Origin of the sequence: Nocardioides jejuensis (assembly GCF_004337475.1) — a bacterium.
Lineage (GTDB): Bacteria > Actinomycetota > Actinomycetes > Propionibacteriales > Nocardioidaceae > Nocardioides > Nocardioides jejuensis.
On record NZ_SJZJ01000004.1, the window covers coordinates 106,546 to 129,477 of the forward strand.

The 22,932-nt window shown below is 70.2% G+C and carries 23 protein-coding genes and 1 tRNA gene; 16 read left to right on the top strand and 8 right to left on the bottom strand.

Features of this window, described 5'->3' with window-relative positions; genetic code table 11:
* Positions 1-54: 54 nt before the first annotated feature.
* From EPD65_RS04030 to EPD65_RS04060, 7 genes are all read left to right on the top strand, one after another.
* Positions 55-1,437, top strand: a complete 1,383-nt coding sequence (locus EPD65_RS04030) for a UTP--glucose-1-phosphate uridylyltransferase (RefSeq protein WP_131581879.1) — start codon at positions 55-57, stop codon at positions 1,435-1,437.
* Position 1,438: 1 nt separating this feature from the next.
* The gene (gene glp / locus EPD65_RS04035) at positions 1,439-2,653 is read left to right on the top strand and encodes a molybdotransferase-like divisome protein Glp (protein WP_131581880.1); all 1,215 of its coding nucleotides are present in this window, start codon (positions 1,439-1,441) and stop codon (positions 2,651-2,653) included.
* Positions 2,653-3,123, top strand: a complete 471-nt coding sequence (moaC, locus tag EPD65_RS04040; protein WP_131581881.1) for a cyclic pyranopterin monophosphate synthase MoaC — start codon at positions 2,653-2,655, stop codon at positions 3,121-3,123. Before glp ends, moaC begins: the two co-directional genes overlap by 1 nt.
* The gene (locus tag EPD65_RS04045) at positions 3,120-3,599 is read left to right on the top strand and encodes a MogA/MoaB family molybdenum cofactor biosynthesis protein (RefSeq protein WP_131581882.1); all 480 of its coding nucleotides are present in this window, start codon (positions 3,120-3,122) and stop codon (positions 3,597-3,599) included. Before moaC ends, EPD65_RS04045 begins: the two co-directional genes overlap by 4 nt.
* A 7-nt stretch (positions 3,600-3,606) precedes the next feature.
* On the top strand, positions 3,607-4,212 hold the full coding sequence (locus tag EPD65_RS04050) for a GNAT family N-acetyltransferase (RefSeq protein ID WP_131581883.1): 606 nt from the start codon (positions 3,607-3,609) through the stop codon (positions 4,210-4,212).
* A gap of 60 nt (positions 4,213-4,272) precedes the next feature.
* Positions 4,273-5,097: a divisome protein SepX/GlpR gene (sepX, locus tag EPD65_RS04055; RefSeq protein WP_131581884.1), complete on the top strand. Its 825-nt coding sequence runs from the start codon at positions 4,273-4,275 to the stop codon at positions 5,095-5,097.
* Between the two features lie 91 nt (positions 5,098-5,188).
* Positions 5,189-5,264, top strand: a tRNA-Ala gene (locus EPD65_RS04060).
* A gap of 58 nt (positions 5,265-5,322) precedes the next feature.
* Here EPD65_RS04060 and EPD65_RS04065 read toward each other — a convergent pair.
* The 4 genes from EPD65_RS04065 to EPD65_RS04080 form a co-directional block, all read right to left on the bottom strand.
* A complete protein-coding gene (locus EPD65_RS04065; protein ID WP_131581885.1) occupies positions 5,323-6,714 on the bottom strand; it encodes a copper amine oxidase in 1,392 nt (463 codons plus the stop codon).
* A gap of 74 nt (positions 6,715-6,788) precedes the next feature.
* On the bottom strand, positions 6,789-8,363 hold the full coding sequence (locus EPD65_RS04070; RefSeq protein ID WP_131581886.1) for a choice-of-anchor G family protein: 1,575 nt from the start codon (positions 8,361-8,363) through the stop codon (positions 6,789-6,791).
* A gap of 189 nt (positions 8,364-8,552) precedes the next feature.
* A complete protein-coding gene (locus tag EPD65_RS04075; protein ID WP_131581887.1) occupies positions 8,553-9,242 on the bottom strand; it encodes a hypothetical protein in 690 nt (229 codons plus the stop codon).
* 16 nt (positions 9,243-9,258) lie between these two features.
* A complete protein-coding gene (locus EPD65_RS04080) occupies positions 9,259-10,905 on the bottom strand; it encodes a dolichyl-phosphate-mannose--protein mannosyltransferase (RefSeq protein WP_131581888.1) in 1,647 nt (548 codons plus the stop codon).
* Between the two features lie 75 nt (positions 10,906-10,980).
* Here EPD65_RS04080 and rsmI point away from each other — a divergent pair, with 75 nt between their 5' ends.
* From rsmI to EPD65_RS04115, 7 genes are all read left to right on the top strand, one after another.
* Positions 10,981-11,817: a 16S rRNA (cytidine(1402)-2'-O)-methyltransferase gene (gene rsmI, locus EPD65_RS04085; protein ID WP_131581889.1), complete on the top strand. Its 837-nt coding sequence runs from the start codon at positions 10,981-10,983 to the stop codon at positions 11,815-11,817.
* A gap of 24 nt (positions 11,818-11,841) precedes the next feature.
* Entirely contained in the window at positions 11,842-12,675 is an 834-nt protein-coding gene (locus EPD65_RS04090; protein WP_131581890.1) for an alpha/beta fold hydrolase, read from the top strand.
* On the top strand, positions 12,668-13,558 hold the full coding sequence (locus EPD65_RS04095; protein ID WP_207891396.1) for a TatD family hydrolase: 891 nt from the start codon (positions 12,668-12,670) through the stop codon (positions 13,556-13,558). Before EPD65_RS04090 ends, EPD65_RS04095 begins: the two co-directional genes overlap by 8 nt.
* Before the next feature lie 273 nt (positions 13,559-13,831).
* Positions 13,832-14,947, top strand: coding sequence for a resuscitation-promoting factor (locus EPD65_RS16635; RefSeq protein WP_131581892.1), 1,116 nt, complete (start codon positions 13,832-13,834; stop codon positions 14,945-14,947).
* 48 nt (positions 14,948-14,995) lie between these two features.
* Positions 14,996-15,895: a 16S rRNA (adenine(1518)-N(6)/adenine(1519)-N(6))-dimethyltransferase RsmA gene (gene rsmA, locus EPD65_RS04105; RefSeq protein WP_131581893.1), complete on the top strand. Its 900-nt coding sequence runs from the start codon at positions 14,996-14,998 to the stop codon at positions 15,893-15,895.
* Positions 15,888-16,802: a 4-(cytidine 5'-diphospho)-2-C-methyl-D-erythritol kinase gene (locus EPD65_RS04110; RefSeq protein WP_131581894.1), complete on the top strand. Its 915-nt coding sequence runs from the start codon at positions 15,888-15,890 to the stop codon at positions 16,800-16,802. Before rsmA ends, EPD65_RS04110 begins: the two co-directional genes overlap by 8 nt.
* A 6-nt stretch (positions 16,803-16,808) precedes the next feature.
* Positions 16,809-18,626, top strand: a complete 1,818-nt coding sequence (locus EPD65_RS04115) for an ABC-F family ATP-binding cassette domain-containing protein (protein WP_131581895.1) — start codon at positions 16,809-16,811, stop codon at positions 18,624-18,626.
* Between the two features lie 64 nt (positions 18,627-18,690).
* Here the strand turns inward: EPD65_RS04115 and EPD65_RS04120 are convergent, their stop codons facing one another.
* The gene (locus EPD65_RS04120) at positions 18,691-19,176 is read right to left on the bottom strand and encodes a MarR family winged helix-turn-helix transcriptional regulator (protein ID WP_131581896.1); all 486 of its coding nucleotides are present in this window, start codon (positions 19,174-19,176) and stop codon (positions 18,691-18,693) included.
* Between the two features lie 128 nt (positions 19,177-19,304).
* Entirely contained in the window at positions 19,305-20,264 is a 960-nt protein-coding gene (locus EPD65_RS04125) for an acyl-CoA desaturase (RefSeq protein WP_131581897.1), read from the bottom strand.
* 155 nt (positions 20,265-20,419) lie between these two features.
* On the opposite strand from EPD65_RS04125, the gene EPD65_RS04130 reads away from it, so the two are divergent.
* A complete protein-coding gene (locus EPD65_RS04130) occupies positions 20,420-20,884 on the top strand; it encodes a hotdog fold domain-containing protein (RefSeq protein WP_131581898.1) in 465 nt (154 codons plus the stop codon).
* Positions 20,885-20,949: 65 nt separating this feature from the next.
* Entirely contained in the window at positions 20,950-21,288 is a 339-nt protein-coding gene (locus EPD65_RS04135) for a hypothetical protein (RefSeq protein WP_131581899.1), read from the top strand.
* Between the two features lie 76 nt (positions 21,289-21,364).
* On the opposite strand, the gene EPD65_RS04140 is transcribed toward EPD65_RS04135, so the two are convergent.
* Both EPD65_RS04140 and EPD65_RS04145 read right to left on the bottom strand, forming a co-directional pair.
* Positions 21,365-22,213, bottom strand: a complete 849-nt coding sequence (locus tag EPD65_RS04140) for an amino acid ABC transporter permease (protein ID WP_131581900.1) — start codon at positions 22,211-22,213, stop codon at positions 21,365-21,367.
* A complete protein-coding gene (locus tag EPD65_RS04145) occupies positions 22,210-22,893 on the bottom strand; it encodes an amino acid ABC transporter permease (RefSeq protein WP_243640438.1) in 684 nt (227 codons plus the stop codon). The genes EPD65_RS04140 and EPD65_RS04145 overlap by 4 nt, the downstream gene beginning before the upstream one ends.
* Between the last annotated feature and the right edge of the window lie 39 nt (positions 22,894-22,932).

Below are 22,932 nucleotides of genomic sequence, written 5' to 3' on the forward strand. Positions count from 1 at the left end.
GCCAGCCTACGAGGCGTCGCCCGTCGGAGCGGGAAGCGCCCTACGATCACCCGCATGGCAACCGACGCGCTCGCCGCTGCCCGCGACAAGATGGCCGAGGCCGGGGTCGACCCGGTCGCGATCGAGGTCTTCACCCACTTCTTCCACCAGGTGGAGGAAGGGGCCACGGGCATGATCCCGGAGTCCACGATCGAGCCGCACGACATGGCCGCCCTGGCGGACATCGACGTGCCCGAGGAGGTCGCCGCCGAGGCGATCCGGCACACGGCGGTGATCAAGCTCAACGGCGGCCTCGGCACGTCGATGGGCATGGACCGCGCGAAGTCGCTGCTCTGCGTGCGCAAGGGGCTGAGCTTCCTCGACGTCATCGCCCGGCAGGTGCTCCACCTCCGCCAGCAGTACGACGCGCCCCTGCCGCTGCTCTTCATGAACAGCTTCCGTACCAGCGCGGACACGATGGATGCCCTCGGCCGCTACACGGACCTGCCGGTCCCGGGCCTGCCGCTGGAGTTCCTGCAGAACAAGGAGCCCAAGCTGCTGGTCGGCTCGCTGCAGCCCGCCACGTGGGAGAAGGACCCGACCCTGGAGTGGTGTCCGCCGGGCCACGGCGACATCTACACCGCGCTGGTCGGCACCGGCATCCTCGACGCCCTGATCGAGGCTGGCTTCCGCCATGTCTTCGTCTCCAACTCCGACAACCTCGGCGCCGTGCCGGACGCCCGGGTCGCGGGCTGGTTCGCCCAGTCGGGGGCGCCGTTCGCGATCGAGGCCGTCCGGCGTACGCCCAGTGACCGCAAGGGCGGCCACTTCGCCCGCCGCATCGAGGACGGCCGCATCGTCCTGCGCGAGTCGGCGCAGACCCTCGACTCCGACAAGGAAGCGCTGGCGGACCTCAACCGGCACCGGTTCATGTCGACCAACAACCTCTGGTTCGACCTCGCCGCGATGAAGGCGACGCTGGCCGAGCGTGACGGCGTGCTCGGCCTTCCGCTGATCCGCAACGAGAAGAACGTCGACCCCGGTGACGCGTCGTCGCCGAAGGTGATCCAGATCGAGAGCGCCATGGGTGCTGCGATCGAGGTCTTCGAGGGCGCGACCACGATCGAGGTCGGCCGCGACCGCTTCGTCCCGGTGAAGACGACGGACGACCTGCTCGTCCTCCGGTCGGACGTCTACGACCTCGGTGAGGACTACGCGCTGGCCCAGGCCGCGCCGGAGCTGCCGTTCGTCGCGCTCGACGGCGCCGTCTACAAGCTCGTCGGCGACTTCGACCAGCGCTTCCCCGACGGCGCCCCCTCGCTGCGCGAGGCGAAGAGCTTCACCGTCCAGGGCGACTGGACCTTCGAACACGGCGTCGAGGTCAAGGGAGAGGTGACGCTGGCGAAGCAGCCGGCCGCCCAGCGCGTCCCTGCCGGCACGGTTCTCGCGGAGGACTGAGATGGCCGGCCACGGACCGCTGACGTCCGTCGACGAGCACCTCGGCCGCATCATCGACGCGGTCGAGGCGCTGCCGCCCGCCGTGGTCCCGCTCAGCGAGGCGCTCGGCCTGGTGCTTGCCTCTGACGTCGTCTCGCGCCTGCCCCTGCCGGCGTTCGACAACTCCGCGATGGACGGGTACGCCGTCCACCAGCGTGACTGCATCGGTGCGAGTGCCGAGTCGCCGGTGCATCTCCCCGTCGTCGGCGGCATCGGCGCCGGAGCTGCTGCCACGGAGGAGCTCGCTCCCGGCACGGCCGTGAAGATCATGACCGGCGCGCCGGTCCCGCCGGGGGCCACCGCGGTGGTGCCCTACGAGTGGACCGATCGCGGCGCGCACGAGGTGCAGATCTTCCAGCAGCCGGTCGTGCAGCAGAACATCCGACGTGCCGGCGAGGACGTCGACGAGGGCGACCTGCTCGTCTCGGCCGGCACGGTCCTCGGCCCGCGCCACCTCGGCCTGCTGGCCGGTGCGGGGGAGGGGCGCGTCGCCGTACGCCCGAAGCCCCGCGTCGTGATCATCTCGACCGGCAGCGAGCTGCGCGAGCCCGGACAGCCGCTCGGTCCGGGCCAGATCCACGACGCCAACTCGACGTTGCTCGCCTCGGCCGCGCGTGCCGCCGGCGCATCGGCGTTCCGGGTCGGCTCGGTCACGGACGAGCCCGGCACCTTCCTGGAGACGCTGCAGGACCAGCTCTCGCGCGCCGACGTGATCGTGACGAGCGGTGGCGTCAGCCAGGGTGACTTCGACGTCGTCAAGGCTGCGCTCCGCGACCGGCTCTGGTTCGGTGGCGTGGCGATGCAGCCGGGCAAGCCGCAGGGGTTCGGCACGATCGACGGGATCCCGGTCTTCACGCTGCCCGGCAACCCGGTGTCGGCGTACCTCTCGTTCCAGCTCTTCGTTCTCCCTGCGCTCCGCAAGCTGCAGGGCCGGACCCGCCTGGTGCACCCGTTGCGCGAGGCGCGCTGCAGCAAGGGTTTCGGCTCGCCCGTCGGCAGGCGGCAGTTCGTCCGGGCGGCGTACGACGCCGGGCTGGTCGCCCCGGTCGGCGGCCACGGCTCGCACCTGCTGGGTGACCTGGCTGCTGCCAACGCCCTGATCGTCGTACCCGAGCAGACCGGTGAGGTGCAGGCGGGCGATACGGTGCAGGTCCTGCTGCTGGACGAGGAGTACTGATGGGCGACCGCCTCACGCACGTCGACGCGTCGGGTGCTGCCCGCATGGTCGACGTCTCCGAGAAGGACGTGACCACGAGGGTCGCGACCGCCTCGGGCCGGGTGCTGGTCTCCCCGACGGTGATCGGCCTGTTGCGCGGCGAGGGTGTGCCGAAGGGCGACGCGCTCGCGGTGGCTCGCATCGCCGGGATCATGGGCGCGAAGAAGACGCCCGACCTGATCCCGCTGTGCCACCCGCTGGCGGTCTCCGGCGTGAAGGTCGAGCTGACGGTCAGCGACGATGCTGTCGAGATCACGGCCCTCGTGAAGACCACCGACCGCACCGGCGTCGAGATGGAGGCCCTGACCGCCGTGTCGGTCGCGGCCCTCACCGTCGTCGACATGGTCAAGGCCGTCGACAAGGCGGCGGTCATCACCGACATCCGGGTCGAGACGAAGACCGGCGGGAAGTCAGGGGACTGGGCCCGATGATCGCGGGCGTCGTGATCGCCTCCAACCGCGCCTCGGCCGGTGTCTACGAGGACGAGACCGGGCCGCTGATCGCCGCCTGGCTGCGCGAGCGCGGCTTCGAGACCTCCGTCGCGGTCGTCCCGGACGGGGCTCCCGTCGGAGAGGCGATCCGGGCTGCGGTCGACGCCGGCGCCCGGGTGGTGCTGACCTCCGGGGGCACCGGGCTGACGCCGACCGACCGGACGCCGGAGGCGACGCGGCCGCTCCTCGACCGTGAGGTCCCGGGCATCGCCGAGGCGATCCGCCTCCGCGGCGTGCAGGCCGGCATCCCGACGGCGGCGCTGTCGCGTGGCCTGGCTGGGGTGGCGGGCGACTGCCTCGTCGTGAACCTGCCCGGCAGCAAGGGTGGCGTCAAGGACGGCCTGGCCACCCTCGACGGGATGCTCCTCCATGCCGTCGAGCAGATTCCCGGCAGCGACCATCCGCAGATCGGCTGACCCCGCGATGGTCTGGCCCGTCACCCTCCGCCACGGCGCACTCACCCTGCGTCCGCTCGTGATGGGCGACAACCGGGCGTGGAGCGACCTGCGGGCGGCCAACCGTGACTGGCTGCGCCAGTGGGAGGCCACGATGCCTCCGGGCGGCGGCGGTCGGCCCACGACGTTCCGGGGGCTGGTCCGTCGACTCACCCGGATGGCCAGGGACGGGCAGGCGATGCCGTTCGCGATCGAGGTCGACGGAGCGTTCGCCGGCCAGCTGACGGTCAACAACATCGTGCGGGGCTCGGCGCTCTTCGCCTCGGTCGGCTACTGGATCGGCCAGGAGTACGCCGGCCGCGGTCTCACGCCGCTGGCGGTCGCGCTCGCGATCGACCACTGCTTCGGCGCCGAGGGCCTGCACCGGGTCGAGGTCGCGATCCGTCCGGAGAACACCAACTCCCTGCGCGTCGTCGAGAAGCTCGGGATCGAACGCTGTGGCTACGCACCGCGCTACCTGCACATCAACGGCGACTGGCGCGACCACGTCCTGTTCGGGATCACGCGCGAGGAGTGCCCCGAGGGGCTGGTGAACCGCCTTCTCGGCGGTGAATCCCACTCGTCACACGAGTGATTTCCCGACACACCTATGGACTTGCGTCTCATCCTGCGCTAACGCTCCTAACCTCAGAGCGTGGACGTCACCTCTCTGATCTTTGTGGCCCTGGCCGTGGCCTGGGCCGTCTACCTCGTGCCCAAGGCGCTGCAGCACACCGACGAGGCCTCGGTGAGCCACTCCGTCGAGCGCTTCTCGTCCGCGCTGCGTGTCATCGCCCGCCGCGAGGAGGTCGCGACCGCTGCTCCGGCCGAGGTGGCTCCCGTCGCGACGGCGCCGCAGCGCCGCCCCTCCGCCACCCAGATCCGGGCCCGCCGTGAGGCTGCTCGCGTCGCTGCGCAGCGACGCCGTCGGGTCCTGGGCACGCTGCTCGTCCTCAACGTCCTCGTCGCGGCCCCGGCCGCGTTCGGGCTGATCGGCTGGTCGTGGCAGGCCGTTCCGGCGACCCTGCTCGTGGCCTGGCTGGTCACCTGCCGCCTGATGGTCCGCTCGGAGCAGGCTGCCAAGGCCGACGTCTGGGCGCCGACCCGCGTCCGGATGCCGCGTCGCACGGAGGAGTCCCCGGTCGCTGCTTCCCCGGCCGACCAGGAGTCCGACGTCCCCGCGGAGACCCTCGTCGAGCGCAACGACCAGGGCTTCGACGAGGTCGGTTCCGACGCCGACACCACGACGATCGCCGCGGTCAAGGAGGAGCTCTGGAACCCCGTTCCGATCACCCTCCCGACGTACGTCACGAAGGACGCGGCCACGCGCCGCACCGTCCGCACGATCGACCTCTCCTCGCCCGGCGTGACGACGTCCGGTCGCACCGAGGAGGACGCCGCGATCGCGCGCGAGGCCGACGAGGCAGCCCGCGCGTCGAAGCTCGCCGCGATCGCGCGGTCCATCCGCAAGAGCTCCTGATCCGGCCCCTCGCGGACCGGCACCCGATTTTCGACGTTCACGCTCCGGGTGCTATGTTTTCGCACGCAACACGCGCAAGCGTGAAGCGGCTGGGGGTATGGCGCAGCTGGTAGCGCGCCTCGTTCGCATCGAGGAGGCCAGGGGTTCGAGTCCCCTTACCTCCACCAGCAACAGAAGGCCCGGTCCACCTGGACCGGGCCTTCTGCTTTCTCCTCGTACGCCGCGTCAGTTGCTGCCCGGCAGGTCCGTCAGCTCATCCAGCGGGACCCCCTCGTAGGTCTTCGGCTGGCCGTTGCCGCCCTCGCGCCCGGCGGGCTCGTCCATGCGGGTGGCGGTGAGGTCGCGGGGCACCATCCGGAACCCCTGCCAGTGCAGCTCCATCGGGGACTGGTCCTCATCACGCGGCACGTGGTGGAAGCCGACCGCGACCCACGACACCGGGTCCGTCAGCGGCGCGAGGTCGGCAGCGACGTAGTCGGGTACGCCGTCGCCGCAGGTCTCGTCGTTGCCGGTGGCGAAGACCTGGCAGGCGTCGTAGTTGGTGAACGCGACGTCGTAGCCGTGCCGGGCGCCGTGCTCGGTGTCCTCGCTGAACTCGAACGGGTCCGTCGCGCCGAGGTCGATCTCGTAGGAGATCGGGTGGCCGTCGGCGTTCTTCGTGCCGGGGGCGACGACGCGCCACCAGCGGCGGCTCGCACGCTCGGCCTCGGTCGCGTGGCCGAGGCGCCTCAGCGCACCGTCCATGAGCGGCGATTGCTTGCCCTGCTGGCCGGTCGGGGCGGCGTCGTACTGCTCGACGGCCAGGGGGCCGGTGCCGAGGGCCCAGTGGATCCGCCAGACCGCGTTGTGGGAGTGCGAGGCGGCGTGGTCGTGGTCGCCCGAGCCCACGGCCGAGCCGCGCGCGGAGTCGCCGGTGTAGTCGACGGGGGAGAGGTCGCCTGTCGCGCCGAGGTCCGGCGTGATCGAGCCGTCGGCGCCGAACGTGTAGCGGGTGACGTACTCGTACCAACCCACCTTGGAGACGGTCGACAGGGTCCACTGGTCCTTGCGGGCGGCGGTGACCGCGCCGTTGGCTGCCGATCGGTAGGCGAGGCCGGCGTCCGTGACCTCGCTGCAGAGCACCTTGCGCGTGGGGATGTCGCCGAACGTCGAGCCGTCACCGATCGTGGGCACCGCCAGGCCGACCAGTTCGCCGGCACACTCCTTGGAGCTCAGGTCCTGCATCTTGGTGCCGCCGAAGCCGGCGCTGGTGATGTCCTCGGTGAGACGGGTGCCGGTGTCGTAGGGGACCTCGAGCTGCGCGAGCGAGATCTCGTGGGCAATTGGCAGGGCCTTCGCGCCGGGCGCCGTGAGGTCGACGTTCGTCAGCACCATGCCGCGCTTGGCGTCGACGTGCAGGCACATCGTCCAGGCCGCGCCGCTGGAGAGGGTCCGGGTCAGCCCGACTGCCCGCTCGCCGCAGTGCGCCTTCGCGTCGACGGCCGTGCCGGCACCGCCGAGCGACCCGGCTGCGGCGGTCGCTCCTCCGTCGGGTGAGCCACTCGCCTCACCGCCGCAGGCCGAGAGCGACAGCGGGATGCCGAGGAGGGCGACGGAAGCCAGGGCGAGGCGACGCATGGGGTGACCTTAGGGGAGGACGGCGTGACAGGGGCCGCACCCACTCACGTGGATGCGGCCCCTCCCGGAACGGATCAGCGAACGATCGTGCCCACGCACTTCGTGCTGACGGCGGAGTTGCCCAGGCCGATGCTCGGGCCACCCGCGGCACGGTTGACCGCGACGTTGAACGCCGACAGGTCGATGCCGCTGACCCGGCGTACGCCCGTGCGGGAGACGCAGGTCGTGGTCCGCTGGCTGTTGACCTGGATCGACACGTACTTCGTCACGGCCGCGAGGAACGGGTCGAGCGCCTTGCGGAGCGGGATCGTGAGCGCGCCCGTCTTGAGGTCGGAGATGGCCAGGCCGTAGAGGTTGGCTCCGGCATCGCCGATCAGCAGGTCCCGGAGCGGGTAGACCGCCTTGTTCGCGAGCGGGACGAGCACCGTGTTGACCAGACCGTTGAGGGTCTTGCACAGCGCAGGCCCGGCGGTCCCGGTCGGCAGGCACGTCGCCGGTCGTGCGGTCGTGCCGCCGAGGTTGACGTTCCAGGCCGAGGTGGCAGTGCCGAGGGGCGACTTCAGCTGGGTGATGAAGTCGACGGTGACCGAGCTCAGCGCGGCCTGCACCTCACCGACCGCGATCGTGACGACCTCGTTGATCAGGTCGTGGATCGTCTCGGCGATCATCGGGTAGATCTCGTCGTCGATGATCTCGGTGTTCGGGTTCTGGTTGTTGAGTCCGTTGGGGTCGCCCGGGCGGACCGTCTCGCCCGGCAGCAGAGGACCATCGACCACCTGCTGGCCGTGCATGGCCTGATCCAGGTGCAGGGTTGCCTTGCCCTTCGAGAAGTCGATCGTCAGGACGTGGTTCTTCGTCGTGATCGGCTTCGCGAGGAGGCGCTTGAAGATGGTGTCCTGCATGCGCGAGTGCACGCGTGCGGTGAGCGTGGCCCCGGCCGGCAGCTTCGAGGTCAGGGACGTCAGGGAGAGCGCCTTGTTGATGGTGCTCTCGGTGAGGGTGTCGAACGTGCCCACCGCGTCGTAGAGCTGCGCGGCGGCGTCGTCGATGGCCGGCGAGTGCAGGTCGAGGTCGGCCTGGCCCACCTTGTAGCGGCCAGGTCCGCCCACCCCGTCGGGATCGAGCATCCGGCCGCCACGGGCGGTGATCTCGGATCCGCCGACCCCGAGGCGGAGCTCGGCCTGGTCGACGAGGGCGCCGGTCAGGTCGGCACCGCTCTGGCGCATCGCGCCGAGGAGGTCGATCGTGATCGGCTGGACGCCGCCGTCCGGGCTGGTGAAGGTGATGGCGCCGGTGCTGCCCAGGACGCCCGAGATCGCGGATGCGTCCAGAGCGCTCGTGGTCGTGGAGCGCGATGCCAGCAGGTCGACGTCGCCGCGGACCAGGCCGGCGTACGGGAAAGCGGTGAACTGGCCGCTCTGGTTCGGACCCGGGTCGGTGCTCCAGGTCGCGGAGGAGCCGGCCACCGACTGGCCGCCACCGGCGAGGAAGCTCGCCGAGGCCTGTGCGGTGCTGCCCACCACCACGGTGTCGGCACCGGCCGGGATGGACTGTGCCACCAGCGTGAGGCCGGTGACGGCGCAGACCGCGAGTGCGCGCCGCGCAAGGTTGCTGCCCTGAGAACTGCCCCATTCAGCTCGACGGAACATCAGCTCTACCTTTCCTCGATTCACGGATGAGAAAAGGACGCATTCGGTCAGATTGGGTGACCCGAATTCCCCCACGTCCAGGGAAACTCAATCGACGGTCTGGACCGCATGTCAATGAAAAAGAAAAAGGACTTTTCTTTCCGGATTCGCGCCTCGCAGAAGGGATTCTTCTGCTATCCAAGGCCGTTTTCAGGCGTCGCTGGTGGGCGGGAATTCCCCGGTCAGCTCCGAGATCAGGTCGCTCTGCTGGATCTCCTGCTCGAGCGCGCCGCTCAGGTCGGCGGCGATGGTGCCGGGCTCGGCCGAGGGCTGCGGCGCGACGGAGGTCCACGCAGACTCGACGGCCTTGAGGACGTCGATCGTGCGCGCGCCGAGGACGGCCGGCTTGGAGAGCTCGCGCTTGACGTACTTCGCGACGAACCGCTGCAGCTCGGTGTCCACGCCGACGACCCGGTTGAGCAGCGTCGCCCGCAGACCCTCGGCCCGCAGCTTCACGCGGACCTGGTTCGGCAGCGGGGGAGCGACGTCGATGAAGATCTTGAGCTCCTCCATCGCCAGTGCGGTGAGGATCAGGGGGACCTCGAGCTCGGCATGGAAGCGGTGCCGGTCCAGCTGGAGGTGGACCTCGAAGGTGAGCTCCACGGGGAGCGTCACGCGGTAGGCGATCGCGTCTCCGGCGATCGGCCGCGCCGTGGCAGCACCGATGTGCCCCTTGGCGGTGACCTTGGCGAGCTTGCCGGGGCCGACTCCGAGCGGCCCGACGTCGATCGGCTGGCCCGCGAGGGTGTTCACACCGGCGAGGATCCGCTCCTCGGTGACGGCGAGCGCGAAGAAGCGCCGGCCGAACTCCTCGTAGGGAAACTGCTCTGCGTGCTCCATGGGCTGACCTTAGAGGTCAGATCCACCGGGTGAACCACATTCGCGCCTGCCACTCCCGGAGAGTGAGCAGATCGCCGGTCCAGATCGGCCAGAACCAGGCGAAGCCGGCGATCACCAGCACGAGGAACGTGCCGCCCACGATCGTCCCCGTCGTACGCCGCCGCGAGGGGCCGCGGTCGGGTCCGATCAGCTGCCCCAGCAGCAGCACGAGGGACAGGACGAGGAAGGGGGTGAACGCCGACGCGTAGAAGCTGAAGATGGGGCGCGCGTCGTTGAGCTGCCACGGCAGCCACGTCGAGGCGACACCGATCACGGCGATGCCGTGGCGCCAGTCGCGCCGCCCGATCCACAGCACGACCGAGGCGATCAGGGCGGCGGCTCCCGCCCACCACAGGAGCGGGTTGCCGAGGATCAGCACCTCGCGGATGCAGTGGCTGTCGGCCGCCGCGTCGCAGCCGTCAGTGCCGGGCTTGATGTCGTTGGTGACAGAGGCCGAGACCGGTCGGCTCAGCAGGATCCAGCCGCCGGGATCGGAGGCGTACGTGTGCGTGCTGCAGTTCAGGAACGTCGTGTGGAAGCGGTAGACGTCCTGGTGGTAGAGCCACAGGGAGTGCAGCGACTGGGTGACCTCTCCCAGGCCCGATGCGTCCTTCGCCTTCGCGGTCGACCACACGCGGCTGTCGTCGTACTTCACGTCCTTGAGCTCGGACTTGTCACCCTCGTCCGTGCAGGTGCCGTCCCAGCTCACGTAGCGGTGGTACTGCGTCGCGGAGAGGTTCTCCTCGTAGGTGTGCGCGTGCACGAGCCAGCCGGTCCAGCTGGCGACGTAGACGACCAGAGCGACACCGACGAGGTGCACGAAAGCGCCGATCCCGTCGAGGAACGCCGACTTCAGCAGGGCCATCCGTGTGCCCGTGGCGCGCCGTGCCCCGGCCGACCACACCCAGACCAGCAGGCCGAACGCCGCGAGCGGCCAGATCGCCGTCCACTTCGTGCCGCACGCCAGGCCGAAGCTGACGCCGGCGGCAAGCAGCCACGGGCGGAACAGCAGGCGCTTCTGCCCGTTCGTCATCAGCCGCGACCGCATCCACTGCCGGTCCGCGACGACGCAGTGCACCGCGAGCAGCAGGAAGAAGGCCAGGAAGATGTCGAGCAGGGCGAGCCGTGAGAGCACCAGCTGCATGCCGTCGAAGCAGAGCAGCAGGCCCGCGAGGAGGCCGAGCATCGTCGAGCCGGTCACCCTGCGCGCCAGCCGGACCATCACGAGCACCATCAGCGAGCCGATCACGGCCGATGCCACGCGCCAGCCGAACGGATCCATGCCGAATGCCTTCTCGCCCAGCGCGATCAGCCACTTGCCGACGTCCGGGTGCACCACCATCTCGGGACCGCTCGAGAACTGGTCCATCGTGTGGCCGGCGAGGATCTTCGCGTCCGCGCCGTCGGCGTAGTTGCGGGCGTAGCCGAAGTGGAGCATCGACCAGGCGTCCTTGGCGTAGTACGTCTCGTCGAAGGCGAACTCGCGGGGCGTGCCCAGGTGCCACAACCGCAGGAACAGGGCCAGCGCGAAGACGCCGAGGCTCGCTGCCCAGCCGGCCAGCCGCCCTTCGCTGTGCTGCGCATGGCGGCCGCGCTCGGCGGCGGAGGGGTACGGCGTGGGCACGCCGCAACCTTACGGACGAACGGTCACCTGGCGCGCGCCGAGCCGTGTGTCGCCCGCGGCTGGAATGATCGGCCCATGACTTCCGGCACCCTCGTCCTGGCCGCGACACCCATCGGCCGGGTGGAGGACGCACCGCCGCGCCTTGCGACCGAGCTGGCGGGCGCTGACGTGATCGCAGCCGAGGACACCCGGCGACTGCGCCGCCTGCTCACCGACCTTGGCGTCGAGACCAACGCGCGCGTCCTGTCGTACTTCGAGGGCAACGAGTCCGGCCGTACGCCGCAGCTGCTGGAGCTGCTCCTGGAGGGCAACCGGATCCTGCTCGTGACCGACGCCGGCATGCCGTCCGTCTCCGATCCCGGCTACCGGCTGGTGGCCGCGGCCGTCGAGCACGACGTGCACGTCACCGCGGTGCCCGGGCCGTCGGCCGTGCTGACCGCGCTCGCGGTCTCCGGCCTCCCGGTCGACCGGTTCTGCTTCGAGGGCTTCCTCCCGCGCAAGGCGGGCGAGCGGTCGCGCCGACTCGCCTCGCTCGCGGCCGAGGAGCGGACGATGGTCTTCTTCGAGGCGCCCCACCGGACCGGCGCCGTGCTCGCCGCGCTGGCCGAGGCCTTCGGGGGCGACCGGCCGGCGGCAGTCTGCCGGGAGCTGACCAAGACCTATGAAGAGGTGATCCGCGGCCCGCTCGCCGACCTGGTGACGTGGGCCGAGGGGGAGGTGCGCGGTGAGATCACCCTGGTCGTCCAGGGAGTCTCGGGTGGCGCGACCGTGGAGGCCGACCCGGCCGTCTGGCGGGCCCTGGTCGCCGAGATCGAGGCCGAGGGCGTGACCCGCAAGGACGCCATCCTCGAGGTCGCCCGCCGTGCCGGCGTACCCAAGCGTGAGGTGTACGACGCGGTCCACCGCGGTTGATCCGGGGCGGCTAGCGTGGGCTCCATGACCGAGCGGCTCACCCAGTTCACCAACGACGGCCTCACCTTCGACGTCATCGACTCCGGTCCGCTGGACGGCGAGCCGATCGTGCTGCTGCACGGCTTCCCCGAGCGCGGCAACTCCTGGAACGCCGTGGCCGCGATCCTCAACGACGCCGGCTACCGGACGTACGCGCCGGACCAGCGCGGCCTCTCGCGGGGCGCCCGGCCCACGAGCCGCCGCGCCTACACGATGCGGAAGGTGGCGGGTGATGCCCGCGCCCTGATCGACGCCGTCGGCGGATCGGCGCACCTCGTCGGCCACGACTGGGGCGCCGCGGCCGCGTGGGCGACGACGCAGTACCACCCGGAGGCCGTGCGCACGCTGACGGCGGTGTCGGTGCCGCACCTCGGCGCGATGACGAAGGCAATGCTGACGTCGCGCCAGGGCCTGAAGTCCTGGTACATGGGTGCCTTCCAGGCGCCGTGGCTGCCCGAGCGCCTGGTCAACACGGCGCCGTTCGTGAAGTGGATCCGTGCCGGTGGCATGAGCGACGAGCAGTACGCGCGCTTCCGCTCGGAGGTGGTCGAGGACGGCGCACTCCGGACCGCGCTCAACTGGTACCGCCAGCTGCCGTTCAACGACCCGCGCGACGCCTCGATCCCGGTCGCGACCCCGACGACGTTCGTCTGGTCCGACGCGGACCTGTACGTCGGCCGGTACGCCGCGGAGCTCTGCGAGCGCTACGTGACCGGCCCGTTCCACTTCGTCGAGCTGCCCGGCGTCTCGCACTGGATCCCGACGGAGGCTCCGGAGGCGCTGGCCGCCGCGATCCTGGAGCGTGTCCGCGGTGAGTGACCAGCCGCTCCGCACGCGCGCCGACACCGAGGAGAAGACCGGGCAGAAGCGCAACCGCGAGCGCCCGCCGGCTCCCGAGCCGCTGCCGCATGCGGTCGTCGACAACCACTGTCACCTCGACATCGCCGACGGTGATGCCTGGACGTCGCCCGCGGACGCGCTCGACGCCGCGGAGGCCGTCGGGGTGGGGCGCATCGTGCAGGTCGGTGTCGACCTCGCGGGCTCGACGTGGTCGGCGGAGCTCGCAGCCCGCCATGACCGCGTCCTCGCGGCGGTCGCTCTCCACCCCAACGAGGCGCCGCGGCTGGCCGCGGCCGGCACGCTCGAGGAGCACCTCGCCGGGATCGAGGCGCTCGCGGCCGACAACGAGCGGGTGCGCTGCGTCGGCGAGACCGGCCTGGACTTCTTCCGTACGTCGGAGGACGGCCTCGCTGCGCAGGAGGAGTCGTTCCGCCGGCACATCGACATCGCCAAGCGCCACGGCAAGGCGCTGATGATCCACGACCGTGAGGCGCACGACGCCGTCCTGCGGGTCCTCGACAGCGAGGGTGCGCCGGAGCGCTGGGTCATGCACTGCTTCTCGGGGGATGCGGACTTCGCCCGCGCGTGCCTCGATCGGGGTGCCCACCTCTCCTTCGCCGGCACCGTGACCTTCAAGAACGCCGAGGGCCTGCGCGATGCCCTCCGGGTCACTCCGCGTGATCGGATCCTGGTCGAGACAGACGCCCCGTTCCTGACCCCGACACCGTTCCGCGGCCGCCCCAACGCGTCGTACCTGATCCCGCTGACGATGCGGGTGATGGCCGAGGCGCGTGGCGACGACCTGGGCGAGCTGTGTGCCGCCGTCGACGCCAACACCGGGGTCGTCTACGGCTCCTGGTGAGCGTGTCGAGGGTGACCTGCGACAGGTTTTCTCGCGGCGCCGCGGGGCGGGTGTGACGTATGGGGCTCATGCCCCACTATGTCCGTGACCCCCGCCACAGTGCAGTGTGACGCTGCTTGCAAGAGTTAGCAATTGGCCTGTCGGGGCGGTTAGGGTTTTCCCAGATAGCCGGTATCGGGCCGGGCTCACAAGGCCCACCCAGCACTCCGCAGCTCTGAACTCGGGTCAGGCGGAGGGCTCCCGAGGACCGGACTCTTCTACGTCTGGAGACCTGTGCGACCCCTCGCGCTGATCAGCAACAGCAAGCACCTGCTCATCGCCCTCGTGGCTGCCGCCGTGGTCGCCATCGTCGGCACCACCGTCGGATACGCCTCCCTCTCGCGTCAGATGACCCTCTCCCTGGATGGTCAGACCGAGACGATCCACACGATGAGCGGCACCGTCGATGACGTGCTCGCTGGCGAGGGCATCAAGGTCGGTGAGCACGACATCGTCGCTCCCGGTCTCGACGAGCAGGTCGCCGACGGTGCGCGCATCACCGTCCGCTTCGGTCGTCCGCTCGAGCTCTCCGTCGACGGCAAGGCGCAGACCCACTGGGTCCACTCCACCAACGTCTCGGACGCGCTCGCGGAGATCGGTCACCGCTACCTGGGCGCCGACCTCTCGGCAAGCCGTGGTGCGGACATCCCGCGTACCGGCATGGAGCTCACCGTCGCGACCCCGAAGAAGTTCTCGGTGAAGGTCGGCGACGAGGAGCGCAAGGACTACGAGCTCGCCGGTGTCACCGTGGCCGACGTCCTCGACGAGCTCTCCGTCAAGGTCGACGACAACGACATCGTCAAGCCGAAGCTCGACCGTCAGCTCAAGGACGGCATGAAGATCTCCGTGACGAAGGTCCGCGTCGTCACCAAGAGCATCAAGGGCGAGGTCATGCCGTTCGGCACGGTCAAGCACGAGGACAGCTCGATGTTCGAGGGCGAGACCAAGGTGATCACCGCAGGTGCCAACGGCATGCGCAACGTGACCTACCGCCTCGAGTTCCACAACGGCGAGCTCTTCTCCAAGAAGGTCGTCACCCAGGACGTCCTCGACGCCCCGAAGGACCAGGTCGAGAAGGTCGGCACCAAGGCGGCTGCCGTGCCGTCGTACTCCGGTGGTCCGAACTGGGACGCCATCGCCCAGTGCGAGTCGGGCGGCAACTGGCACATCAACACCGGCAACGGCTACTACGGCGGCCTGCAGTTCTCGGCGAGCTCGTGGCTCGCCTGGGGCGGCGGCAAGTACGCCTCCCGCGCCGACCTCGCCACCCGCGAGGAGCAGATCGCGGTCGCGATGAACTACTACCACTCCGCCGGCCTCGCGCCGTGGGGCTGTGGCTACGCCGGCTGATCCCGGCGCCTGATCCCCGTGCCCCGCACGGGCACTAGGCTCTACCGCATGACTGACACCTCCGCTGGCCCGCGACTTCTCGGGCCGGCGGAGGTTCGTGCTTTGGCGGCCGAGCTCGACGTGCGGCCCACGAAGCAGAAGGGTCAGAACTTCGTCATCGACCCCAACACGGTGCGCCGCATCGTGCGCGAGTCGGGCGTCTCCGCTGCTGACGTCGTCGTCGAGATCGGCCCCGGCCTCGGCTCGCTGACACTGGCCCTGCTCGAGGTCGCCGGTCACGTCACCGCAATCGAGATCGACGAGCTGCTCGCCTCGCGGCTGGAGCGCACGATCACGGAGTACGCCCCGAACCAGGCTGCGAACTTCGGTCTCCTCGTCCAGGACGCCCTGCGTGTCCGCGAGGTGCCCGGTCCGGCGCCCACGGCCCTCGTGGCCAACCTGCCGTACAACGTCTCGGTGCCGGTGCTCCTGCACATGCTGCAGCTGCTGCCGTCGCTCGAGCGGGGGCTGGTGATGGTCCAGGCCGAGGTGGCCGACCGCCTGGCCGCCAAGCCGGGCTCCAAGACCTACGGCGTCCCCTCTGTCAAGGCAGCCTGGTACGCCGACGTACGCCGTGCGGGGTCGATCGGACGCAACGTCTTCTGGCCCGCGCCCAACGTCGATTCCGGGCTGGTGGCCTGGACCCGGCGAGAGCCGCCGGCGACGACGGCGACCCGTGAGCAGGTCTTCGCGGTCATCGACGCGGCGTTCGCCCAGCGACGCAAGGCCCTTCGCGGGGCCCTGCGCGGCGTGGTGGGCACGGCCGAGGAGATCGACGCTGCGCTCGCGTCCGCCGGCATCGACCCGCTCGCGCGCGGTGAGGCACTGGTGATCGGCGACTTCATCCGGATCGCTGAGGGGCTGCCGGGCATCGTCGCGACCCGCAACGAGGCGCGTGCCGATGACTGACCGGATCACGGTCCGGGCGCCCGCGAAGATCAACCTGCACCTCGGCGTCGGGGGCCCTCGCGAGGACGGCTTCCACCCGCTCGAGACCGTCTACACCTCGATCGGCCTGTACGACGACGTGGTCGCCCGCCGCTCCGACTCCTGGTCGCTGACCTTGGACGCGGCCAGTTACGTCGACGCGGTCGGCGTCCCGCTCGACGACTCCAACGTCGTGGCCGCCGCCGCCCGTGCACTTGCTGGCCTCCACGGTCATGAGGTCGTCGCGGCCGTCGAGATCGTCAAGGGCATCCCGGTCGCCGGCGGTCTCGCGGGTGGTTCGGCGGACGCTGCCGCTGCGCTGGTCGCGCTGGACCGGTTGCTCGACCTGCAGACCTCCGACGACGACCTGGTGCGGATCGCGGCCGACCTCGGCAGCGACGTCCCGTTCGCGCTCTACGGGGGCCATGCCCTCGGCACCGGTCGCGGCGAGGTCGTGACGCCCCTGCCGGTCAGCGACGGGTCGCTGTGGTGGGTCGTCGTCCCGTCGACCGCGGGCGGGCTGTCGACCCCGGCGGTCTACCGGCACTACGACCTGCTCGCCCCCGATGCCTCGCCCGTGCCGGCACCCGCGACGGCTGTGATCGAGGCCCTCGGCGCCGGCGATGTCGCCGCGCTGGCGACGGCGCTCCACAACGACCTGCAGTCACCCGCGATCGACCTGCGGCCCGATCTCGGTGAGCTGATCGCTCTCGGCGAGGCCAGCGGTGCACTCCGTGGTCTGGTCAGCGGCTCTGGCCCGACCGTCGTCTTCCTCTGCGCCGGTGCTGACGAGGCCCGCGCTCTTGCCGGCGTACTCCAGGAGGACGGGCGCACCGCGCTCGTCGCCAACGGGCCCGTCGCCGGCGCCCATCTCGTGAACGGACTCTGAGTACCCATGGCCAACCTGATCAGTCTCGAGAAGGTCTCGAAGTCCTACGGCATCCGTCCGCTGCTGACCGAGGTCTCCCTCGGCATCGGTGTGGGGGAGCGGGTCGGCATCGTCGGTCGCAACGGTGGCGGCAAGACCACGCTGCTCGAGGTGATGACCGGTCTCGAGGAGCCCGACGCCGGCCGTGTGTCGATGAACCGTGGCCTGCTCATCGGCTACCTGCACCAGGGCGATGCGCTGCACGACGACCACACGGTCCGCGAAGCGGTGCTGCGGGGCAAGGCCGACCACGAGTGGGCCGCCGAGACCTCGACCCGCGAGATCGTCGAGGTGCTGCTCGCCGGTCTCGACCTCGACCGGGTCGTCGACGGTCTCTCCGGTGGCGAGCGGCGCCGCTGCTCCCTGGCCGCGCTGCTGCTCGACGAGTGGGACCTGATCGTCCTCGACGAGCCGACCAACCACCTCGACGTCGAGGCGGTCGCCTGGCTGGCCCGCCACATGCGCACGCGCTCGTCCGCGCTGATCGTGGTCACCCACGACCGGTGGTTCCTCGACGAGGTCGTCGAGACCACGTGGGAGGTCCACGACGGTGAGGTGGATGCGTTCGAGGGCGGCTACGCGGCGTACGTCCTGGCGAAGGCCGAGCGGTCCCGTCAGGCCTCGGCCTCCGAGGCCCGTCGGCAGAACCTGATGAAGAAGGAGCTCGCCTGGCTGCGCCGTGGCGCCCCCGCCCGGACGTCGAAGCCGAAGTTCCGCATCGATGCCGCCAACCAGCTGATCGAGGACGTTCCGCCGCCGCGCGACCGCTTCGAGCTGCAGAAGTTTGCCACCCAGCGCCTCGGCAAGGACGTCATCGACATCGAGGACGTCGACCTGTCGCGCGGGGAGAAGAAGCTGCTCTCCCACGCCACGTGGCGCCTCGGCCCGGGTGATCGCGTCGGCATCGTCGGCGTCAACGGCGCCGGCAAGTCCTCGGTGCTCAAGCTGATGTCGGGCGAGCTCGCCCCGTCGGCTGGTCGGGTGAAGACGGGCAAGACCATCGCCCTGCGGCAGCTCGCGCAGTCGGCTCTCGACGACCTCGGTCCCGACGCCCGCGTGCTCGGCACCGTCGAGCGCGTCCGGCGGGTGACGAAGACGGCAGACGGGGAGATCTCGGCGACCTCGATGCTGGAGCGTTTCGGCTTCACCGGCGACCGGCTGACCGCCCGCGTGGCGGACCTCTCCGGTGGTGAACGCCGCCGCTTCGAGCTGCTGCGCGCCCTGCTCGACGAGCCCAACGTGCTTCTCCTCGACGAGCCCACCAACGACCTCGACATCGAGACGCTCAACGTCCTCGAGGACTTCCTCGACGGCTGGCCGGGCACGCTCGTCGTCGTCTCGCACGACCGGTACTTCCTCGAGCGGGTCACCGACACCGTCTGGGGCCTGATGGGCGACGGCCAGATCCGGCACCTGCCCCGCGGCGTCGACGAGTACCTCGAACGCCGGGCGGCCGGCGCCGGCGCGGCTCCCTATGCGGCGACGTCGGCGAGCAACACCTCCTCCGAGCGCGCCGGATCGGGCGCGGCTGCACCCGTGGCCGCGCAGGCCGCGAAGGCGAAGGCCGGCGGCGCCGAGGAGCGCGAGGCCCGCAAGGCGATCGCCCGCATCGAGCGCCAGCTGGTCAAGATCGACGCGCAGAAGGTCGACCTCGAGGCGCAGATGGCGGCCTCGGCCGAGGACTACGCGAAGCTCGGCGACCTCGCCGCGCAGCTCGGCGTACTGCAGGAGCAGGCCGGCGAGCTCGAGCTCGAGTGGCTCGAGGCCTCCGAGCTCCTCGACTGATCGCCGAGACCCGGGTTTTGGCGCGCCGAGACCCGGGTTTTGACGTGTCCAGACCCGGGTTTGGTCAGGCGAGGCGCTGCATCAGCGTGCGCAGGAGCGTCGCGAGCTGCTTGTGGTCCTTGGTCGGCAGGTCGGACAGCAGCTCCGCCTCGGCCTCCAGCAGTGCCTCGAAGGCGCCGTCGACGGCCGCGCGGCCTTCGGGGGTGAGCCGGACGAGGACGCCGCGCCGGTCGTTGGGGTCGGGAAGTCGCTCCACGAATCCCCGCGCGGCCAGGCGGTCGACGCGGTTGGTCATGGTGCCGCTGGTGACCAGCGTTTCCTTGATCAGCCGGCCGGGGGAGAGCTCGTAGTCGCCGCCGGCGCGCCGCAGCGCGGCCAGCACGTCGAACTCCCAGGTCTCGATCGCCTGGTCCGCGAACGCCGTCCGCCGGGCGAGGTCCAGCCGGCGGGCCAGTCGGCCGATCCGGCTGAACACCTCGACGGGGGTCAGGTCGAGATCGGCGCGCTCACGCCTCCACGCCTCGACCAGCTCGTCGACCTCGTCCCGCATGATCGGCATCCTGCCAGACGGCGGAGCCGATCGAGAATCTTGATGTCGAGAGAGTCGTCAAGACCCGGGTTTCGGCATGTAAAAACCCGGGTCTCGGCGCGCCAAAACCCGGGTTTCGGGGGAAGGGGTCAGGCGGCGACGGGCTGGTTCGCGACCAGCTTGGAGTCGATGCGCTCGCGCGAGGGCCAGCGGACGTCGCTGACCCAGCCGAGCTTCTGCAGCACCCAGATGGTGCGGGCCGAGGTGTCGAGCTGGCCGCGCAGGACGCCGTGACGGGCGCTGGTCGGGTCGGCGTGGTGCAGGTTGTGCCACGACTCACCGCCGGACGGGATCGCGAGCCACCAGATGTTGGCCGACTTGTCGCGGGAGACGAACGGCCGGTCGCCGACCGCGTGGCAGATCGAGTTGATCGCCCAGGTCATGTGGTGCAGCAGGGCGACGCGGACCAGCGTGCCCCAGAAGAACGCCGTCAGGGCGCCGGTCCACGACCAGGTGATGAGGCCGCCGAGCGCCGGCGGGATCGCCAGCGAGATGAGCGTGAAGACCCAGAAGTTGCGCGAGATCCAGACGATGTCGCGGTCCTTCATGAGGTCCGGGGCGTACTGCCGCTGCGGCGTCTGCTCGGAGTCGAAGAGCCAGCCGATGTGCGCCCACCAGAGGCCCTTCACGAGGCCGCCGAAGGACTCGCCGTACTTCCAGGGGGAGTGCGGGTCGCCGTCGCGGTCGGAGAACTTGTGGTGCTTGCGGTGGTCGGCGACCCAGCGCACGACCGGGCCCTCGACGGCCATCGAGCCGAGGACGGCCAGCGAGATCTTCACCGCGCGGTTGGGCTTGAACGACTTGTGCGTGAAGAGCCGGTGGTAGCCGACGGTGATGCCGTGCAGCGTCAGGAAGTACATCGGCAGCGCGATCGCGACGTCGAGCCAGGTCAGCCAGCCGTCGTGCAGGGCCACCGGCACGGCCGCGGCGATGGCGAGCAGCGGGATCGCGATGAAGAGCGTGAGGGCGATGCGCTCTGCCCATCCCTGGGTCTCGCCGCCGCGCGTGGCGCTGGCGGGCAGGTCGTCGATCTCGGTCGCGAGGGACACGGGGTCTCCAGGGTGTCTCGGTCGGGTACGCCGGGCGGCGTCTCGGCGGCTTCACGGTAACCCAGCGCCGGGTGCGCAGGACAGGTGGACAATGTGTCCGAGACAACCCTTCACAGGTGATGCAAATCGGGTTACTCGCGAGTAATAATCATGGCATGAGCGCACTCCTCACCCTCTGGAAGAAGACTTCGGGCCTGCCTGCCGGCAAGAAGATCTTCTCGACCATCTACTCGCAGAAGGCGCCGTACTTCGGCTCGATCCACGCCACGGTGACCGAGATGCGTCCGAACTACGCCGAGCTGCACCTGCCGAAGCGTCGTTCCGTGCAGAACCACATCGGCACCATCCACGCGATCGCGCTGTGCAACGGTGCCGAGATGGCGATGGGCGCCCTTGCCGAGGCGACCTGCCCGTCGGACAAGCGCTGGCTGCCGAAGAGCATGTCGATCGCGTACACCGCGAAGTCCGACGGTCCCTTCGTCACGGTCACGGCCGAGACCGACCCTGAGCAGTGGGAGAAGGACGGCGACCTCGACGTGCGGGTGAAGGCCGTCACCGAGGCCGGCGTGACCTGCTTCGAGGGCGTCATCAAGCTGTGGGTCAGCAGCAAGAAGAAGTAATCCGCTCGTAACGCGACACCGCTTCACTGGTCGCGTACCCCGTCACGGCTCCCCAGGAGGAACCCATGAGCGAGACCAACCAGAACGCCGCCGACAAGGCGCGTCAGCAGGCCGAGGAGGCGCTGGCCAAGGCCAAGGCGCAGGCCGACGCAGCGCTGGCCCAGGCCAAGTCGCAGGCGGACGCCGCCCTCGCCCAGGCGAAGGAGGCCGCCGAGGTCGCCAAGGCCAAGGCCGAGGAGGCCTACGGCAAGGCGAAGACCCAGGCCGAGGAGAACTTCGCCAAGGCGAAGTCCATCGCCGAGGACGCCACGGCCAAGGCGAAGGCGTTCGCCGAGGACGCGACCGCCCAGGCCAAGGGCGTCGCCGAGGGCCTGATCGAGAAGGTCAAGGGCCTCAAGCCCTGATCTCCTCCCGACGTACGGCGAGGGCCGGCTCCGCATCGCGGTGCCGGCCCTCGCTGCATTTCTGACGGTAGAGCGGTCAGACGGCGCTGCCGGTGTCGGCCGCGCCGACCATCGGCACGACGAGCTTCTTCTCGCCGACGTACTTCTTCTGGGCCCAGGTCGCGAGCCAGAGGAGCAGGAGGTTGACCGTCACGTAGAGGAAGGCGACGACGAGCACGGTCGGCACCTGGTTGTGCTGCTCGTTGTAGATCGCCTTGCCGACGTACATCAGGCCGGGGGCGAGCACGGCCGTGCCGAGGGCGGTGTCCTTCAGGGCGACGATGCACTGGGCGATGATCGCGGGGAACATGATCTTGACTGCCTGCGGGACGACCACGACGGACATCACCTGCGACTTGCGCATGCCGATCGCGTACGCCGCCTCCGACTGCCCCTTCGGCACCGCGTTGATGCCGGCGCGGAGCACCTCGGCGAGGACCGAGCCGTTGTAGAGGGTGAGGGCGAAGACCACGGCCAGGAAGCCGGAGCTGTCCTCGTTGATGCCCAGGCGGTACCAGATGAAGATCATCAGCAGCAGCACCGGCGTCGCGCGGAAGAACTCCACGACGGCCGCCGAGGGCCACCGGATCCAGCGATGCTCGGAGAGCTTGCCCAGGCCGAGCGCGGCACCCAGGATGACGGCGCCCGCGATCGCCAGCACCGCCATCTCGAGGGTCTTGAGGAGGCCGTCGACCAGCAGTGCCTGCACGTAGGAGGGCGTCACGAACGGTTCCCACTTCGCGTAGGCGAACTGGCCGTGGTCGTTGAGCCCCCTGGCGACCCAGGCGGCGCCGAGGAGCAGCAGGACGGCAGCCGCCACGGAGTAGAGGCGGTGGCGAGTGCGCGTGCGCGGCCCGGGGGAGTCGAAGAGGACGCTGGCGCTCATGCTGTCCTCCAGTGCTTCTCGAGGTGGTTGGCGAAGAAGGAGACGACGAAGACGATCACGATGTAGCCCGCGGCGAAGGTGAGGAAGATCGGCACACGCTCGGAGGCGTAGTTGTTGGTCATGATCCGCATCTGCGCGACGGCTTCACCGACGCCGAAGATGTAGGCGACCGAGGTGTTCTTGATCAGGGCAATCAGGACGCTGGCCAGCGGTGGCACGGAGGCACGGAACGCCTGCGGCAGGATCACCTGCGACATCGTGCCGCCGAAGGTGAGCCCGATCGCCCGCGCGGCCTCGGCCTGCCCGAGCGGCACCGAGTTGATGCCGGAGCGGAGCGCCTCGCAGACGAACGTCGAGGTGTAGAGGGTCAGCGCGACCACGGCGACGGCGAAGAACGAGGTGAAGTCGACGGTGCCGATGTGTATCTGTACCCAGCCGAAGCGGATGCCCAACATCGGTGCAGCGAACTGGAAGAGCGCGAAGACGACCACGAGAGGCGTGCTCCGCACGATCGTGACGTACCACCCGCCGGCGACGCGCAGGACGGCGACGGGCCCGACGCGGCAGGCCACCAGGATCGTGCCGAGCACGAGTGACAGCACGCCGGAGACCAGGAAGAGCATCAGCGTGTAGAAGAAGCTCTCCAGGTAGGCGTTGTGGCCGTTGGTCAGGAAGTCCACCGGTCACCTCCTCGCGTGGACGGGAGCCGGGCGGCCTGC

Coding starts and splice junctions, on each gene's coding strand:
- EPD65_RS04045 (WP_131581882.1), top strand. CDS start 3,120: ATGATCGCGGGCGTCGTGATCGCCTCCAACCGCGCCTCGGCCGGTGTC.
- EPD65_RS04090 (WP_131581890.1), top strand. CDS start 11,842: ATGACCGAGCGGCTCACCCAGTTCACCAACGACGGCCTCACCTTCGAC.
- rsmA (WP_131581893.1), top strand. CDS start 14,996: ATGACTGACACCTCCGCTGGCCCGCGACTTCTCGGGCCGGCGGAGGTT.
- EPD65_RS04065 (WP_131581885.1), bottom strand. CDS start 6,714: ATGCGTCGCCTCGCCCTGGCTTCCGTCGCCCTCCTCGGCATCCCGCTG.
- EPD65_RS04070 (WP_131581886.1), bottom strand. CDS start 8,363: ATGTTCCGTCGAGCTGAATGGGGCAGTTCTCAGGGCAGCAACCTTGCG.
- EPD65_RS04075 (WP_131581887.1), bottom strand. CDS start 9,242: ATGGAGCACGCAGAGCAGTTTCCCTACGAGGAGTTCGGCCGGCGCTTC.
- EPD65_RS04110 (WP_131581894.1), top strand. CDS start 15,888: ATGACTGACCGGATCACGGTCCGGGCGCCCGCGAAGATCAACCTGCAC.
- glp (WP_131581880.1), top strand. CDS start 1,439: ATGGCCGGCCACGGACCGCTGACGTCCGTCGACGAGCACCTCGGCCGC.
- EPD65_RS04050 (WP_131581883.1), top strand. CDS start 3,607: ATGGTCTGGCCCGTCACCCTCCGCCACGGCGCACTCACCCTGCGTCCG.
- EPD65_RS04140 (WP_131581900.1), bottom strand. CDS start 22,213: ATGAGCGCCAGCGTCCTCTTCGACTCCCCCGGGCCGCGCACGCGCACT.
- moaC (WP_131581881.1), top strand. CDS start 2,653: ATGGGCGACCGCCTCACGCACGTCGACGCGTCGGGTGCTGCCCGCATG.
- EPD65_RS04030 (WP_131581879.1), top strand. CDS start 55: ATGGCAACCGACGCGCTCGCCGCTGCCCGCGACAAGATGGCCGAGGCC.
- EPD65_RS04130 (WP_131581898.1), top strand. CDS start 20,420: ATGAGCGCACTCCTCACCCTCTGGAAGAAGACTTCGGGCCTGCCTGCC.
- EPD65_RS04120 (WP_131581896.1), bottom strand. CDS start 19,176: ATGCGGGACGAGGTCGACGAGCTGGTCGAGGCGTGGAGGCGTGAGCGC.
- EPD65_RS04135 (WP_131581899.1), top strand. CDS start 20,950: ATGAGCGAGACCAACCAGAACGCCGCCGACAAGGCGCGTCAGCAGGCC.
- EPD65_RS04115 (WP_131581895.1), top strand. CDS start 16,809: ATGGCCAACCTGATCAGTCTCGAGAAGGTCTCGAAGTCCTACGGCATC.
- rsmI (WP_131581889.1), top strand. CDS start 10,981: ATGACTTCCGGCACCCTCGTCCTGGCCGCGACACCCATCGGCCGGGTG.